General features: G+C 43.2%; 14 protein-coding genes. All 14 read left to right on the top strand.

The genetic code is table 11. The features are described from left to right. Positions 1–110: 110 nt before the first annotated feature. The 14 genes from A5868_RS16110 to A5868_RS16055 all read left to right on the top strand — a co-directional run bounded on the left by A5868_RS16110 (position 111) and on the right by A5868_RS16055 (position 14,869). Positions 111–1,130 (top strand): LacI family DNA-binding transcriptional regulator, encoded by a 1,020-nt coding sequence (locus A5868_RS16110; RefSeq protein WP_086304829.1) that lies wholly within the window; start codon positions 111–113, stop codon positions 1,128–1,130. Between the two features lie 108 nt (positions 1,131–1,238). Then, positions 1,239–3,461, top strand: coding sequence for an alpha-galactosidase (locus tag A5868_RS16105; protein WP_086304827.1), 2,223 nt, complete (start codon positions 1,239–1,241; stop codon positions 3,459–3,461). After that, positions 3,451–4,641, top strand: coding sequence for an MFS transporter (locus A5868_RS16100; RefSeq protein WP_086304825.1), 1,191 nt, complete (start codon positions 3,451–3,453; stop codon positions 4,639–4,641). Before A5868_RS16105 ends, A5868_RS16100 begins: the two co-directional genes overlap by 11 nt. Next, positions 4,634–5,215 carry a sugar O-acetyltransferase gene (locus tag A5868_RS16095; RefSeq protein WP_086304823.1) on the top strand — a complete coding sequence of 194 codons (582 nt, stop codon included), beginning with the start codon at positions 4,634–4,636 and terminating at the stop codon, positions 5,213–5,215. Before A5868_RS16100 ends, A5868_RS16095 begins: the two co-directional genes overlap by 8 nt. Positions 5,216–5,396: 181 nt before the next feature. Next, positions 5,397–6,044, top strand: a complete 648-nt coding sequence (locus tag A5868_RS16090) for a response regulator transcription factor (RefSeq protein ID WP_086304821.1) — start codon at positions 5,397–5,399, stop codon at positions 6,042–6,044. After that, a complete protein-coding gene (locus A5868_RS16085) occupies positions 6,025–7,401 on the top strand; it encodes a sensor histidine kinase (protein WP_254908334.1) in 1,377 nt (458 codons plus the stop codon). Before A5868_RS16090 ends, A5868_RS16085 begins: the two co-directional genes overlap by 20 nt. Positions 7,402–7,501: 100 nt before the next feature. Next, positions 7,502–7,639 carry a hypothetical protein gene (locus tag A5868_RS19140; protein ID WP_176281335.1) on the top strand — a complete coding sequence of 46 codons (138 nt, stop codon included), beginning with the start codon at positions 7,502–7,504 and terminating at the stop codon, positions 7,637–7,639. Between the two features lie 5 nt (positions 7,640–7,644). Beyond that, the gene (locus A5868_RS16080) at positions 7,645–8,454 is read left to right on the top strand and encodes a metallophosphoesterase (RefSeq protein ID WP_086305404.1); all 810 of its coding nucleotides are present in this window, start codon (positions 7,645–7,647) and stop codon (positions 8,452–8,454) included. Positions 8,455–8,530: 76 nt separating this feature from the next. Beyond that, positions 8,531–9,364 (top strand): helix-turn-helix domain-containing protein, encoded by an 834-nt coding sequence (locus A5868_RS19420; protein ID WP_254908333.1) that lies wholly within the window; start codon positions 8,531–8,533, stop codon positions 9,362–9,364. Beyond that, a complete protein-coding gene (locus A5868_RS19415; RefSeq protein ID WP_254908332.1) occupies positions 9,316–9,939 on the top strand; it encodes a hypothetical protein in 624 nt (207 codons plus the stop codon). The genes A5868_RS19420 and A5868_RS19415 overlap by 49 nt, the downstream gene beginning before the upstream one ends. Positions 9,940–10,031: 92 nt before the next feature. Then, positions 10,032–10,478 (top strand): Spx/MgsR family RNA polymerase-binding regulatory protein, encoded by a 447-nt coding sequence (locus A5868_RS16070; RefSeq protein WP_086304816.1) that lies wholly within the window; start codon positions 10,032–10,034, stop codon positions 10,476–10,478. A 219-nt stretch (positions 10,479–10,697) separates the two neighbouring features. Next, positions 10,698–12,533, top strand: a complete 1,836-nt coding sequence (locus tag A5868_RS16065) for a beta-glucoside-specific PTS transporter subunit IIABC (protein ID WP_086304814.1) — start codon at positions 10,698–10,700, stop codon at positions 12,531–12,533. 18 nt (positions 12,534–12,551) lie between these two features. Then, positions 12,552–14,015, top strand: coding sequence for a glycoside hydrolase family 1 protein (locus A5868_RS16060; protein WP_086304812.1), 1,464 nt, complete (start codon positions 12,552–12,554; stop codon positions 14,013–14,015). Between the two features lie 17 nt (positions 14,016–14,032). Continuing rightward, positions 14,033–14,869 (top strand): PRD domain-containing protein, encoded by an 837-nt coding sequence (locus A5868_RS16055; protein ID WP_010779276.1) that lies wholly within the window; start codon positions 14,033–14,035, stop codon positions 14,867–14,869. Positions 14,870–14,876 lie beyond the last annotated feature (7 nt).

The following is a 14,876-nucleotide window of genomic DNA, read 5'->3' as shown; positions in this document are numbered from 1 at the left end:
TCGCCAGTTCCGGGGGCTTTTTTATTTTTTTGCTTAAATGGATCGTTAAAAGCGGTTGACGAATCTTAGAATTCCAGTTATTGTTTAGTAAACAATCGAGGTGAACATACATGGTAGGAATTCGTGATGTGGCGAGACGAGCCGGAGTGAGTCCGGGAGCCGTTTCGAGAGTATTGAATAATGATCCAACATTGTCGGTTACCGATTCGACAAAGGAACGTATTTATCAAGCAATCAAAGAACTGAATTACGATATAGACAAGCGTAAATACATCAAGCGTCGGCTGCCTTCGATCGGTGTGATCACGACCACCAGTCGGCAAAAGGAATTGGATGATCCGTATTTCAATGGTCTGCGGATCGGCTTAGAGCAAGAAGCTCGTCGTCTCCATTTAGGATTGAATCGTGTCTATAATTTGGAGGACAATCCGAAGACGTGGCAAGACTTTGACAAGCTGGGGGCGATCATTATTGTCGGGACGGTCTCAGAAAGCGCGGTGAAACGGTTAAGTAAACAAAATAAAAATATCGTCGTGCTGGATAACCCGGATATCAATCTTGAAGTGGACATGGTTTATGCGGACTTCGAACGAATGACAAAACGTGTGTTGCAGCTTTTCTATGAAAAGGGCCATCGACGGATCGGGTACATTGGCGGTGTGACGATTGAGATCAATGAAGCAGGTGAAAAAATTTACACTGAAAATGAAAAACGTTTCCGAGCCTATCAAGAATTTATGTCGGCTAATGGATTGAAAAAGCAAGCAAAACTCGGCTTGTGGGAACCGCTTGAGGGAAAACGATTGATGGATGAGTGGCTGGCTTCCGAGGAAGAACTTCCGACCGCGCTTTTAGTCGGCAGCGATCCGCTATCAGTCGGTGTTTACCGTTCCTTACAGTCCGCGAACATTACAGTGGGCAAGGAGATCGATGTCGCCAGCTTTGACGATATTGAAATTGCTGAATTTCTTACGCCCAGCTTAACGACCGTTCACATCAGCGCCCAAGAAATCGCGAAAGCCGCGGTACGTTTGGCAAAAGAACGAATTGAAGATGAACGGCAGGAACCGGTCATAATGACCTTTCCTTCAAAATTAGTGGTACGTGAAAGTTTTGTGCCCAAAAAATAAGCATCAAGAGGACTTAAAAAAAAGTTCTCTTTTTTTTGAAATAATTCTTGACAAAATTGTTTAGTAAACATTATAAGGTAAACAACAAGTTAAGAGGAGGAAACACAAATGAATCAAAAGGCAGTCATGTTTGACCAAGAAAACCAGGTATTTCATCTACGGAACAATGAAATATCTTACATTATTCAACTTGAAGAGGACGGAATTCTGAATCACCTCTATTTTGGCAAGGCAATTACCCGTTATAATGGGTATAAAAGATATTTGCGAAGAGACCGCGGATTTTCTGGAAATGTTCCGGGCAATGCTGAAAGGGCTTACTCAAAAGACACGTTGCCACAGGAATATTCTAGCCATGGATCGATGGATTATCGTGTACCGGCGTCATTGATTCGACGAGAAAATGGATCGAATCTGCACGATTTTCGTTATTTTGATTTTCGTATTGAAGCAGGAAAACCTGAGCTTAGCGGTCTGCCTCAGTCTTATGTGGAGAGTGACGACGAAGCAACGACCTTGATCGTCGTTCTTAAGGACCGAGATCAAGAAATCTATCTAGAACTAGTCTACACGATCTATCATGACCGCCCAGTCGTGACTCGATCGACACGCGTTCTAAATAAAACGGCGGAAACGATCGTAGTAGAAAAAATAGCGTCAATGCAGATGGACCTCACGAATAACGGGATCTACGACGAAGTGATCTCGTTGCCAGGGGCGCATTTACGAGAACGTCAAATCCAACGGGAAAGCATTCATACTGGGATTCAGCGTTTTGAAAGCCGACGGGGAGCTTCAAGTCATCAGATGAACAGCTTTATCGCACTCGTCAACCATGACACCAATGAGTTCAGCGGCCCAGCGATCGGGCTGCATCTCGTTTACTCCGGCAATCATGCCTTTGAGCTGGAAAAGGATCAAATCGATCAGGTCCGTGTGCTGACGGGGATCAATGAGTACAATTTTTCATGGTCGCTGTCTTCCAATGACGTTTTTCAGACGCCCGAGGTTCTTTTGACCTATTCTGATCGAGGATTGAACGGCATGAGCGGCAGTCTGCATCATCTGCTGCGGGAACGAGTCGCTCGAGGGGGACATCAACTGAAAGAGCGCCCGATCTTGGTAAACAATTGGGAAGCGACGTATTTTGATTTTGACAGCAAAAAAATCGAAGAAATCGTGGATGAAGCCGCCGATTTAGGTATTGAAATGTTTGTCTTAGACGACGGGTGGTTTGGTCATCGGGATTCAGACAATTCTTCTTTAGGGGATTGGTTCGAGTATGAAGGGAAATTGAAGGACGGATTAAAGGGCATCTCGGACTATGTTCATGATAAAGGGCTGCAATTCGGGGTTTGGTTTGAGCCGGAAATGATCTCGATAGATTCGAAGCTTTATGAAGCCCATTCAGATTACTTGATGCAGGAGCCGAATCGTACGCCTTCATCTTCTCGGGATCAGCATTTATTGGATATGGGACGCAAGGACGTACGGCAAGCGATTGAAAAACAACTCTGCGCCATTTTGGATGAAGTGCCGATCGATTATATCAAATGGGACATGAATCGTAGTTTGTCCGATGTTTATTCGATCCAGCTCTCTCCAGAGAATCAAGGAGAAGCGGCGCATCGCCATATTCTCGGAGTGTATGAATTGATGGAAAACTTGATCGCCCGTTATCCGAATGTTCTATGGGAAGGGTGTTCCGGCGGCGGAGGACGTTTTGATGCAGGGTTCCTTTATTACATGCCGCAATCTTGGCCAACGGACAACACCGATGCAGTGGAACGACTGAAAATCCAATACGGGACAAGTTTAGCTTACCCGATATCTTCCATGACGGCCCATGTCTCCGCGGTTCCGAATCATCAAACGGGACGGATCACCTCACTGAAAACCAGAGGAGATGTTGCCATGAGCGGCGTCTTCGGCTACGAATTGGATTTGACAGAGCTGTCTGTTGAAGAAAAGACGATCGTAAAGGCGCAGGTCGCCCAGTATCAAGCCATTCGACCACTAATTCAATTTGGCGAATTTTATCGTCTGAATAGTCCTTTCGAAGGAAATGTCACCGCTTGGATGTTTGTTTCGGAGGATAAAGGCGAGGCGTTTGTCATGATGGCACGGACATTGGCTTCGGCGCAACCTGTATTTCACGAAGTCTTTTTGACAGGCTTGGAGGAAACGAGCTGCTATCAAGACCAAGAAACAAATCAACGGTATTTTGGCGATGAACTGATGACACTCGGTGTTCAAGTCCCTGATTTTTATGGCGATTTCCAAACGGCAACCCTGCATTTGAAGAAAGTAGGAGAAGAAAATGATCAATAAAAACAGTCTCATGACCCGCCTGTCTATTTTATCCATCTCGCTTCTTTTGACGAGTGCGCTATCGATCAATGGTGCCCTGCCTCAGATGCGAGCCGCACTGGGAATGACGACGACTCAAGTGGAACTGGTCGCAACGTTGCCCGCGCTAGCCGTTGTCCTTTTTGTTGTCCTTTCCAGCTTTATTGCTGAGAAAATCGGTACTAAGCGAACCGTTCAATTGGGCTTGCTTCTGGTTGGCTTCGGCGGCGGCTTGGCTCCGCTATTCTTAAACAGCTATGTCCCGATCTTGATCAGCCGTTTTATTTTAGGTGCCGGGTTCGGACTCTTTAACTCCTTGGCGGTCTCAATCATCAATTTACTATTTCAAGAAGAACCAGAGGAGCGCGCCTCTCTGTTGGGCTATCGCGGCGCTGCTGAAAATATTGGGAATGCTGGCTTGACGCTTCTTGCGGGGGCGTTGCTGACCTTCGGCTGGAGAGTTTCCTTCAGTGTCTATCTCATTGCCTTTCCGATTTTGGTGTTATTTACTCTTTTTGTTCCAGAAATCAAAGAAGCCAAAAAAGCGAAAACGGGCGCAAAGGGAGAACTTAAAGCTTCTGTTTATTTATTAGCCCTCTTCGCCTTGTTTTTAGTCATGACGTTTGTGGCGATCGGGGTACGTTTTCCAACGATGGTGACGGATATCAAAGGGGCAGAGTACAATGCGTCGGCGTTCTTAGCGGTAATGCCGATCATTGGAATCGTGACGGGGTCGTTATTCGGCTTCGCGAATCGGCTGCTGGGGGAGAAATGCTTGTATCTCGGCTTGGCAATGCTGGCGTTAGCGACGTTCTTGATCGCGATCTCTGAAAATAATTTTTTCTTGCTGCTGATTGGTTATTTTATCAGCGGGATTCCAGGGAGTTTGATTTTCCCCTTCATTTATAATTCATTGAATCTCTATGCTTCACCAGCAAAAATGACGGCTGCCACTTCAATTATTTTAATTGGCTGCAATCTTGGGAACTTTATCGCACCTTTTGGCTTGAGCACGCTGCAATTGGTTTCCGGTACGACGAATCTTTTTGCACCATTCAAATTATTGAGTATCTTACTAATCGTTATTTTAATAGGCATTTTCTTAAAGAAAAGAAGACCTGTCCAGTCTAAAATCTTAAATGGGGGGAAGAATCTTGACTGATACGATGCTTCAGACGCTAATGGACTCAGGTGAAACCTATTTCGAGTCCTTCGAATTAAAAGAAGAGCAAGCCTTTTATCGTGACTTGCTTTTCCGATTTAACCAAACGCTGCCTAGTAAACAGGAAGAAAAAGCGGTGATTTTGGAGGCGCTGTTAGGAAGCTTTGGTCAAGGTTCGTACATTGAGCAACCCTTTCACGCGAATTGGGGAAAAAATACGCACTTTGGAAAACAGGTGTACGCGAATTTTGGGTTGTCTTTAGTGGATGACACGACGATCGAGATCCACGACAATGTCATGATTGGCCCAAATGTCACACTGTGTGCGGGGACACATCCCTTGTCGCCGTCACTGCGCGTTCAAAAAGCACAATACAATTTACCTGTCGTGATCGAGAAAAATGTTTGGATCGGTGCCGGCACCATCGTTTTACCTGGGGTAACGATCGGTGAAAATTCTGTAATAGGCGCCGGCAGTGTCGTGACCAAATCTATCCCCGAAAATGTATTGGCCCTTGGCACTCCCTGTAGAGTAATCAGGTCCCTCACAGAGGAGGAGGCAGTTCAAAGGTAATAGAAGCTAGCAACTCAATTTTTCTACTGGTTTTCGTTTAAAGAGATTTCTCTGAGGAGAGATCTTTTTATTTTTTTCTAAATATTGTTTAGGGATGCGATAAGACTGTCGGAGGCTATTGTCAAATTTATCGAGATGGTATTCAATGATTTAGGTGGAAAGAGAGAGAGGATTTTATGGGATGAAGATTTTATTAGGTGAAGACGAAGACAAAATGCGGGAGCTGCTGACCAAGTTTTTTGAAAAGGAAGGCTACGACGTCGTGGAGGCAAAGGACGGTGAGGAAGCCTTAGAGAAATTCTATGAAGAAACCTTTGATTTAGCGGTTCTTGATTGGATGATGCCCAAAATGAATGGGTTGGAGGTGGCGCAGACAATGAAGCGAACACGTGCGGTCAAAATTTTGCTGCTGACGGCTAAAAATCTGCCGGAGGACGAGGTACAGGCGTTATCTTCTGGTGTCGATGACTACCTTGCGAAGCCCTTTCACGCAAAGGTTTTATTGGTTCGTGTCGCCAAATTATTAGGGATCGTCAAGCAAGATATCACACAACCCCTCGTGTTTATCGCAAATGAAAAACGAGTCAAGTGTTCTGGAAAAGACCTTTCTCTTACGAAAAAGGAGTACGAGTTGTTCTATTATCTTTACCAAAATAAAGGCGCTGCCCTTAGTCGTGAACAGATTCTGCTGTCTGTCTGGGGAATGGATCATGAGACGGATGAAAGGACCGTAGACAGTTTTATCCGTATCCTGCGAGACAAGCTGGGAAAAGAGTGGATTCAGACTGTCTATGGGATCGGGTATCGTTTTGAAGAAGCGAAAAAATAGTCTGACGCGGTCCTTCGTCCTTCGAGTGAGTGTGATTTTTTTCATGATCGTTGTTCTCTTGGCCGTCTTTTATCGATGGGGATTCCCGACCTATTATTATTGGAAAATGGAGCAGCCGGTAAAAGAAACGCAAAAGAGCATCCAGCAAGGAAAGAACCCCTCCGCCTCTTCTGATGTGGTGGTCATTGATCTAGCGGCTAAAGAATTCGCCCACGAGGAAGAGGCGACGAATGATTTGGCCTTTCGTTTAGACAAAGAGGGGATTTCTCTAAATCGTTTTTGGGTCGATCGGACAACGATCCAATCTGTACAGGCGGGCGGTTCTGTCCAGCGACTGTATGCACAAACCAAACAGAAAAGCGATTTCTACACGCTGTTCTTTCAAAAAAAGGATCGTGTTTATTTAATTGGAACAAGTATCCCCGCTTTTAGCTCGGCGATTCGTACACTACTGCCGATCCTGATAGCAGCGACCGTGCTTTTTTTAGGGCTAGTATTCGGTTCGGTGGTTCTCTTGGTGCGGAATCAGATCATTTGGCCGATCCGACGATTGGAACAGACGACACGGAAAATTTCATTGCTTGATTTTGCGGAAGAGGAAGTCACGTCGGAAGAGAATGAATTAGGCAGCTTGAGTCACGCCATTGCCCGTATGAAACAATCCCTTCAGCAGCATGAGCTGGAAATGGCGGCACGTAACGAGCGATTGAAGAATTTTTCAGGCAATCTCGCACATGAATTGAAGACGCCGTTAGCTGTCATGCGCCTGCTAGTGGATGGAGAAGAGATGGAAATAGGAAATCCCACCTTCCTTCAGGATATGGATCAGCAACTATCGGACATGAGTGGGCTGGTAACGAATCTCTTGGCGTATAGTCGCCAAATGAACGAAGCACCGGTTTTCGAACCGCTGGTAATTGAAGATGTTATAAAAAGAGAAGCGCAACAACATCGCTTGCTTGATCCTCAGTTTTCGATAGAAGAACGGCTCGAGCCTTGCACGGTGTCTTCCAATGAGCCGCTCCTTCAAATCGTTTTGAACAACCTGCTGACAAATGGGATCAAATACAGCCTTGACCGTCACCTGATTATGCGGGGAAAACGAAGCGGCTTTCATTACCAGCTGCTCGTTGAAAACAAAGCAATGCCAATGACTCCTGAGCAATTTTCTCACTTGCTCGAACCGTTTGTGGTGGGGGAAGCTTCTCGAAATCATCACCTGTCGGGAACCGGGCTCGGCTTGTCGATCGTCCAAGAAACGGTCCATGCATTAGGCGGCACCTTGCAGTTGGAGCAAGACAACGAATGGTTTCGTGTCCTTCTGCGTTTTCCCATCGAAATGAGCGAGACAAAATAACTAAAGCATCAACGAAAACATCCTTTTTTCGAAAAGGGTGTTTTTTTGCACAAGTTTTGCATAATTTTTTTTTATCCTTCTACTCATAGGAGGGATGAGCATGACAAATAAAACAAAACGAACGCTTATCATCGGCTGTTTATCCATTGCGTTGATCGTAGCTGGAGGGCTTTTACTTTTATTGATTTTGCAAGATTACCAATCGGTCCGTCCGATGGTCAAAAAAGGGAAGGTGTGAAACAAATGATCAAGAGAATCATCCTTGGTGTCGTACTGATTGTGCTCGCATTGCCGATTTATGCCTTCGCTATCGAGCCTAATATCGTGATCGTTCATCAGCTGGATTTAGGGGATCGCACCAAGCCTAAGGCGCTCAAGGTGGTACAGCTCTCAGATATTCAAGTATCCGAAAGTTATGAAACGAAGCGCTTAGACAAGGTGATCCGTAAAGTAAACCGCGAGAAACCAGATATCATCGTCTTTACCGGAGACTTATTTGATAATTACGCGAAGTATGCCCATGAAAAGGAAATCATTCAGAAATTAAAAGAAATGACCGCGACGGTTGGAAAATATGCCGTTTGGGGCAATCATGATTATGGCGGCGGTGCAGGACACATCTATGAACGTGTGATGAATCGTGGAGGGTTTGAAGTGTTAACGAATGCCGGCGAAACACTGCCGCTGCCCAATGGCAAAAAGCTGTTTATCGGCGGGTTGGATGATTCTTTGCTGGGGAATCCCTCCGTAGAGGCGACATTGTCCTATCGTGATCGCTACGATTACTCCGTATTGTTGACCCACGAGCCTGACGTAGCCGACAAATTTGTCGGAACGAATACCCAGCTTGTTTTAGCAGGCCACAGCCACGGGGGACAGGTTCGTTTGCCGTTTTACCAAGTCAAAAATGTTTTAGCGGAAAAATATGTTCGAGGGCTATACGAGCTTAGCGATCACACCCAATTGTATGTCAATACAGGATTGGGAACGACTGCGATCCATGCACGATTTGGCGTGCCGCCGGAAATTTCCGTTTTTGATTTGCATTTTTAACTAGGCTAGGCGTCATCTTGGTTGAAATTTCTTCTGTTACGTTAGAATAGAATCAAACGTAAAGGAGCGGACACAAATGAACAGTCAAGAACTTATCACCAAGTATCTTTTAGATAAAAAGAGCCGAATCAAATTAGCGATCCTGCAATTTCTTTCGGATAATCCCTTTTATATTACCCGTGATTATTTAACTGAAGAGTTTCAGCTTTCCACGCTGAATTTTACCTTGTATATGAAAGAGCTGGAAGCAGATATTCTTTCGTTACAGTTAAGTGAGCAGTCCACGAATTACCTGATATTAGTATCTCTGCTGAAAAAAGATACCAATTCTATTTTAAGCATCAGTGAGAAAACCAATTTCAGTGTTTCCTACATCTATTCTCGAATGAAAAACATCAATGCGTTTCTTTTTCATTACGGGATCGCCATCACCTTTTCAAAGCCAGGTAAAAAAACGATCAAAGGAAACGAGCTTCAGCTGCATTATTGTCTGGTCGACATTTATTGGAATATTCATTCCAATGTAACGATCCACTCATCCGACGAGTCTTATCAGCACGCCGTTCATACGCTGAATCTGTATGTTAAAAAAGACGTACTGCAACATCTAGAAAATGGCATGATGGACAAGCTGTACTTGTTGATCCATCTGTGTTTGAAAAATTTCCCGATTACGAGTTTAGCGAAATTCCACGGGCAGCTGCAACAGATCCCGAATGTGGAATTGTTTACGCACCCGACCTTTGACCTGTTGAAGCCTAATCTTCCATTGAGCGATGAAGCAAGAATGGCGATCAATATCCTGTCACGCCTGCTGGTGTCAAAACCGAAACAAGCGACGTCAACGCCGAGCAATACGCTGTGCTGCAGCAAGAAAAAACACTTTATTTTCGCTACGCAGAGGAAATGATCGCTACCTTTTCAAAAGCATTCGAATTGACCATTCCAGAAAATGAGCGCATTTTGTATACTTTAAATTTTATTCGGAACCAAGTTTATTATGACGTGCTGAGTAAAAACAATCCCAACACAACGATGGCAAGTTTCCTTATTTATACTGAAAAGAAACACCAAGAGGTAAAAGAGGCGATCGAAGCCTTTTATCAAGAATTCAAGTCTTTGAAGAAAACGGACTATCCCTTCATGGAGAAGCAAAGTGAACAGGGGCTGCTGGAGGACTTGATCCATATTTACGATCGCTATAAAAAGAAAGAGAAGCTCGTGATCGGTGTCAATTTTACAAGGGATTATTATATCAACGACGACCTTTGCTCCCAGATCGAGCAGCACTTTGGGACGAAGAATGTCTTGTTGAAGAAGAAAGCCATGAATCAGTGCGACATCGTTATCAGTGACTGTCCGCTAACCCATTTGCCGGAAACAACGAGAATTGTCTATTTAATTGATGGAAATATCACCTCGAAAAAGATGAAAGAGCTGTTCAAACAGTTATCCGATCACATTTTTGACCTGCGTCAGGAATAAGCCGCTTTCTACAATTTAGTTATTTTTTCAATAAAAATAGAAGAATCCATCCTCCGCTTTCTCTTTTATCATAGAAAAAAGGAGGAATCACGATGGTGACTATTTTAATTGGCAATTCTTGTACATCCTGTCGGAAAACGAGGGCTTGGTTTCAGGCGTACGGCATCCCTTACGTTGAGAGAAATATTGACCACGAGCCTTTGACGCAACAGGAATTGAGGCAATTGATCACGCTGTGCCCAAACGGTGTCGATCCAATCCTCTCAAAAAAATCCAAAGCATACAAATCACTGAACATCGATTTTGAAGACGTATCCTTCAATCAACTACTGGTGCTTCTCAGTCAATACCCTAAACTGGTGAAACGCCCAATTATTTTCGATGAACGCAAACTTCTAATTGGTTTTAATGAAGAGGAGATTCGGACACTCCTGCCAAAGAAAATCAAACAGACAAGCCGGCAGTCGCTGTACAAAGGCAACGTTGCGATGCTGTACGAAGATGTGCTCACACTGCAAAATGAAAATAGGATCTATTAAAAGTTCGATTTTTCTAGAAATAAATAAAATAGATGTTTACGTTTTCATTTTTGTGTGCTAAGATACTTTTAAATCGAACAGGCATGTGACTGGTAATGCAGGCAGGACCTTAATAAGGCTTCATTTTGTTTAAAGCAAAGTGAAGGGTTATTTTGGTCCTGCCTTTTTGTTGTTTGAGTGGCCATCAAAGAACGAAATAAAATGAAATGAGGAGAAAAGATGAACTATCGGGAAACAGCAAAACAAATTATTAACAATATAGGCGGCAAAGAAAATATTTCTCACATTGAACATTGTTCCACGCGCTTGCGCTTTACGTTAAAGGACGATAATAAAGTCAATAAGGACGCCCTAGAATCAATAGAAGGTGTCATTGGTGTTCGTCTAAATGTTCAATGTCAAGTGATCATTGGAAACGATGTTGTCGAGGTCTATGATGAAGTCATCCAATTAGTTGGGGATACTTTTTCAACCAGTGGAGATGTTCCTAAAAAGAACCGTAAAATTGGCGCGGTTCTGCTTGATTTTGTTATTTCTGTATTTCAGCCATTAGTTCCAGCCATCGCTGGTGGCGGAATTTTAAAATCGTTACTGATGTTGGCATCATTGACAGGTTTACTCAGCGACCAAAGTCAGACATATCAGATATTGAATCTGATTGGTGGTGCTCCATTGTATTTCTTACCTATTCTGGTAGCGATAACCACGGCAAACAAATTAAAGGTGAATCAACTAGTTGCAGTCTCTATCGTTGGGGCGATGATTTTGCCTGAAATGACGACGATGTTAATGGAGGGTGCTAAACTTTTCTCTTTTACTATTGAGAATATTGCCTATGCCTCCCAAGTGTTCCCTGCAATTTTAACCGTTCTATTTTATTCATTGATGGAAAGATTCTTTACGAAATATTCTTTTAAAGCGATACGGATTTTCTTCGTACCGATGATGAGCATGTTGATAACAGTCCCGGTTGGGCTGCTGATTTTAGGGCCACTGGGGTACAATGTTGGAATGGTGTTCTCAAGCGTGATTATCTCTCTGTACTCAACAATTGGTTGGGTGGCAACTGCTATCTTAGCAGCTATTTTGCCATTGATGGTTGTTACGGGTATGCATAAGGCGATGATCCCCTATGCGGTATCTTCCATGGGAGAGCTAGGTGCAGAGCTATTATATCTTCCCGCTTCATTAGCACATAACATCGCTGAATCTGGTGCTTGTTTTGCAGTTAGTTTGAAAACCAAAGACAAGAAACTACGCTCGACAGCTATCTCAGCAGGAATTTCGGCTTTGTTTGGGATTACAGAACCAGCGCTTTATGGGGTGACTATTCTTCATAAAAAAGTGTTGATGGCAGTAATGGGGTCTAGTTTTATAGGCGGCGCCATAGCGGGACTTTTTGCAATCAAAGCATTTGCTTTGGTTGGACCGGGAATCGCCAGCATCACTATGTTTGCTGATCCAGATAATAAAATGAATTTAGTTTGGGCGTTTGTAGTATTCGGTGCATCTTTCGTAGTAGCTTTTCTAGCAGCACTTTTCTTGTATAAAGACACTGAGGCAATAGGAAAAAGCGAAACAAAATCGACAACGGCTCAGAATGAATGGCTATCAAGTCCAGTAAAAGGCCAGGTTATTCCACTTTCAGAGGTTCAAGATGATGTCTTTTCTAGCGGAATGGTAGGAAAAGGTCTTGCAATTATTCCCGAAGAAGGCATACTTTATGCGCCAGAAAACGGAGAGATCACGACGGTTTTTGAAACAAAACATGCCCTTGGAATGCAATTGTCAAACGGTGCAGAGGTTCTGTTCCACATTGGCTTGGATACCGTACAAATGAAAGGGACAGGCTTTGAAGCGTGCGTTTCCGCTGGAGACCATGTGACTCAGGGAACGCCTTTAGTAAAATTTGATATCCATGCTATTCAGGATGCTGGATTTGACCCGATCGTTGTTTGTGTTGTTACCAACGGCGAACGATTTGACGTACAGCCGGTCAACGAGTCGCAGCATGTAACTAACGAATCCAATGTATTATCAATAAATACGATTTAGAGAAGGAGTTTTTTTAAAATGACAGAGCAAACATTTCCTAAAGATTTTTTATGGGGTGGCGCAATCGCAGCAAATCAGGTAGAAGGGGCTTGGAATTTAGATGGAAAAGGCTTATCTGTAGCTGATGTCGCAACATTTAAACCTCATGTAGACAATAAAGATTTTTCTGCCCATATGACAGTGACTACAGAGGCAGTGAAAGAAGCCGCGGCGGATGAGACAGACACGTGGTATCCTAAACGCCGTGGAATCGATTTTTATCATCATTTCAAAGAAGACTTAGCTTTATTTGCTGAGATGGGATTTAAAACTTTGCGATTATCAATCGCCTGGACGAGACTTTTTCCGACAGGAGAAGAAGAGGAGCCGAATGCAGCAGGTATAGCCTTTTATAAAAATGTTTTCAAAGAAATGAAGCGTCTAAATATTGAACCAATCGTCACTTTGTCTCATTATGAGATGCCCCTGGCATTAAGTTTGAAATACAATGGATGGGTAGATAGATCCGTAATCAATGATTTTGTACGTTTTGCGAATGTCTGCTACGATAACTTTGGAGAGTATGTTCGCTATTGGCTGACCTTTAATGAGATAGACTCGATCCATCGACACCCATTTACGACTGCCGGGATCATTCCTGACAAATCAGGAACGCATCTTGAAAATGATATTTATCAGGCGTTGCATCATCAATTTGTTGCAAGTGCACTTGTAACAAAGGCAGCGCATGAAAAAATTCCCGAAAGCCAAGTTGGTTGTATGTTGACCAAGCTAATGACCTATCCGCTGACGTGTGAGCCAACAGATGTTGAATTGACTCTGAAAAAGAATTTGGAAAATAATTTCTATGCAGATGTTCAAGTTAAAGGGATGTATCCAAAAATGATTCTAAAAGATTTAGAGAATCGTGGAATTAAATTGAAAATAACCGCAGAAGAACGAGAGATTTTAAAAGATAATACGGTTGATTTTGTTACCTTCAGTTACTACATGTCCATGGCAGAGTCAGGCGATCCAAAAGCCGAACGAACACCAGGAAACACGGTGTTGGGGGTGAAAAATCCTTATTTGCCTTCTACTGAATGGGGATGGCAAATTGATCCAAAAGGCTTGAAGATTTCATTGATTGAGTTGTATGATCGTTACCAACTCCCTCTAATGATCGTAGAAAACGGTATGGGAGCTGTCGATACCGTTGAAGAAGATGGCTCTATTCACGATCCATACCGTATCGACTATTTCAAAGCACATTTTAAACAAATGAAAGAAGCAATCGATGAAGGCGTGGAATTGATTGGTTACACAAGTTGGGGCCCGATTGATCTTGTCAGTGCAGGGACTTCCCAGATGACGAAGCGATACGGATTCATTCATGTCGATGCCGATGATGAAGGAAACGGAACATTTGACCGCAGCAAGAAAGACTCTTTCTACTGGTATCAAAAAGTGATTGAAACAAATGGTGCGTCATTGGACGAATAGTGCGAGGAGGAAAACATGTGATTTTAATCAAAAAAGTCTTAAACTCAAGCGTAGTTCTCGCAGACGACGACGGGAAAGAGATCATTGCCTTTGGTAAGGGAATTGGCTATGGTAAAAAGGTCGGCGAACAAATTTCAGACGATCAAGTCGACAAAATGTTTTTAGCCGCGGAAGATAGAAAAATGTCTCAAATCATTGAGCTAGTCGGAGAAATTCCTTTTGAGTTTTTTGAGATTTCACGTGATATTATCCTCAATGCAGAACGCGAATTGGGAAAAACACTGAACAGTAATATCTATCTTACGTTAACAGACCACTTGCATTTTGCGATTGAGCGCTCAAGAGAAGGACTAGTTGTGGCGAATCGTTTGTACTGGGAAATTAAAAATTACTACCCAAAAGAATTTGAGATTGGTAAGCAGGCGCTAGCGTTACTAGAAAAGAAATACGCGATTCAGCTTCCAAAAGAAGAGGCTAGTAATATTGCGTTTCATTTGATCAATGCACAATCCGATGGTTCTGAAGCTAATGGGTTCAAATACGCTAAAATGATCAGCGGGATCGTGAATATGGTACGCTACTCGATTCAAAAGGAAATTGATACCTCTTCGATTCATTATTCTCGTTTTATTACACATGTACGTTATTTTGTGGAACGTTTATATGAAGAAGGACTGTTAGAGGAAGGGGAAGATCAACTATACGAACAAATGTGGATTTTATATCCTGCGGCGATGGAGATTGCTGGAAAGGTCAAAAACTATATCGAAACTATCAACCATACCGCGATTCCTAAAGATGAGATTATTTACTTAGGGGTTCATATCAATCGATTAATGAAACACACAACCTAAGAATATA

This window comes from Enterococcus sp. 12F9_DIV0723 (assembly GCF_002174375.1).
Lineage (GTDB): Bacteria > Bacillota > Bacilli > Lactobacillales > Enterococcaceae > Enterococcus_A > Enterococcus_A gilvus.
The sequence above is the reverse complement of the archived record's forward strand: the minus strand, read 5'-3'. Positions and strand labels throughout refer to the sequence as shown.

Coding starts and splice junctions, on each gene's coding strand:
- A5868_RS16080 (WP_086305404.1), top strand. CDS start 7,645: ATGATCAAGAGAATCATCCTTGGTGTCGTACTGATTGTGCTCGCATTG.
- A5868_RS16065 (WP_086304814.1), top strand. CDS start 10,698: ATGAACTATCGGGAAACAGCAAAACAAATTATTAACAATATAGGCGGC.
- A5868_RS19420 (WP_254908333.1), top strand. CDS start 8,531: ATGAACAGTCAAGAACTTATCACCAAGTATCTTTTAGATAAAAAGAGC.
- A5868_RS16090 (WP_086304821.1), top strand. CDS start 5,397: ATGAAGATTTTATTAGGTGAAGACGAAGACAAAATGCGGGAGCTGCTG.
- A5868_RS16070 (WP_086304816.1), top strand. CDS start 10,032: ATGGTGACTATTTTAATTGGCAATTCTTGTACATCCTGTCGGAAAACG.
- A5868_RS16105 (WP_086304827.1), top strand. CDS start 1,239: ATGAATCAAAAGGCAGTCATGTTTGACCAAGAAAACCAGGTATTTCAT.
- A5868_RS16100 (WP_086304825.1), top strand. CDS start 3,451: ATGATCAATAAAAACAGTCTCATGACCCGCCTGTCTATTTTATCCATC.
- A5868_RS19140 (WP_176281335.1), top strand. CDS start 7,502: ATGACAAATAAAACAAAACGAACGCTTATCATCGGCTGTTTATCCATT.
- A5868_RS16110 (WP_086304829.1), top strand. CDS start 111: ATGGTAGGAATTCGTGATGTGGCGAGACGAGCCGGAGTGAGTCCGGGA.
- A5868_RS16060 (WP_086304812.1), top strand. CDS start 12,552: ATGACAGAGCAAACATTTCCTAAAGATTTTTTATGGGGTGGCGCAATC.